This window comes from Proteus mirabilis ATCC 29906 (assembly GCF_000160755.1).
GTDB classification, from domain to species: domain Bacteria; phylum Pseudomonadota; class Gammaproteobacteria; order Enterobacterales; family Enterobacteriaceae; genus Proteus; species Proteus mirabilis.
The window spans coordinates 1-1,388 of sequence record NZ_GG668590.1; the positions used below are offsets into that span (position 1 = coordinate 1).

General features: G+C 42.9%; 1 protein-coding gene. It reads left to right on the forward strand.

The features are described 5' to 3' along the window. Nucleotides 1-231: 231 nt before the first annotated feature. On the forward strand, nucleotides 232-1,388 hold a 1,157-nt coding region (gene phoA, locus HMPREF0693_RS17565; protein WP_004246993.1), incomplete at its 3' end, for an alkaline phosphatase.

The window sequence follows — 1,388 nt, forward strand, 5'->3', positions numbered from 1 at the left end:
GGGCAGTCAGACCGCCCGTCGAAGCAGGAACCCGCCGAGGTGATTCAGACATCAGTCTGAACGCAGTAGGGATCCACATCCTTTAGGGCGTGGAGGATGTCAATTGCCATAAAGCTGTCATCTAAATCGCTTTTTTCTTTCATCTGTTTGTCATTTTACTCTCGTAAGCTCTTTGTGACTTAAAACATAAACCCCAAAATTCTTTATTTTTTTGCGTGCAAGGAAAAAGCTATGTCTCTACGTTATCAACGTTCTGCGTTATCTGTAGTCGTCGCAACACTCTTTACAAGCGTGAGTTTCTCTTCTTTTGCAGCCCCCGTCACTGCCGATACTATTTTGGCGCAAGATCGCGCAGCAAAAGGTAATATTACGGAATTTGGTGGTGCTCGTCGTATAACCTCAGATCAAACTGAAGCATTAAAAGCAGCACTTAATAATCATCAAGCTAAAAATGTGATCCTATTTATCGGTGATGGGATGGGGGATTCTGAGATAACGGTAGCACGTAACTATGCCGAAGGGGCTGGTGGCTTCTTTAAAGGGATTGATGCGTTACCGATGACCGGCCAATATACTCATTATTCTTTAGATAGAAAAACACAAAAACCTAATTATGTAACAGATTCGGCCGCATCAGCAACAGCATGGGCTTCAGGGGTTAAAACCTATAATGGGGCATTAGGGATTGATGTGTTTGGTAAAGATCACCAAACGATTTTGGAATTAGCAAAAGCGAATGGTAAAGCGACGGGGAATGTCACTACCTCTGAAATTCAAGATGCAACACCGGCTGCGCTATTTTCACATGTTACCGGGCGTAAGTGTTATGGGCCTGTAGAAACGTTAGCAAAATGCTCAACGAATGCGCTAGAAAATGGCGGTAGAGGTTCAATCTCTGAGCAATTGTTAGTGACTCGTGCAGATATTACACTGGGAGGAGGCGCGAAAAGTTTTGCTCAAACAGCAACGGCCGGTGAATATAAAGGGAAAACGCTCGAGCAACAAGCAATAGAGCGTGGCTATCAAATTGTGAAAGATGCTAAATCGTTAGAGGCGATTACGCTAGCAAATCAAGATAAACCTGTGTTAGGTCTATTTCATGACGGTAATATGGCCGTCGCTTGGGAAGGGCCAAAAGCCACTTATCAAGGTAATTTAAAGAATCCTCCTTTAGAGTGTAAACCGAATTCAAAATTAGACCCGAATGCACCAACATTAGCGCAAATGACCAAAAAAGCGATTGATTTGCTGAAAACGAATGAAAATGGTTTCTTCTTACAAGTCGAAAGCGCCTCCATTGATAAACAAGATCATAATGCTAATCCTTGTGGTCAAATTGGTGAAACGGTGGCATTAGATGAAGCGGTACAAATTGGTTTAGATTTCGC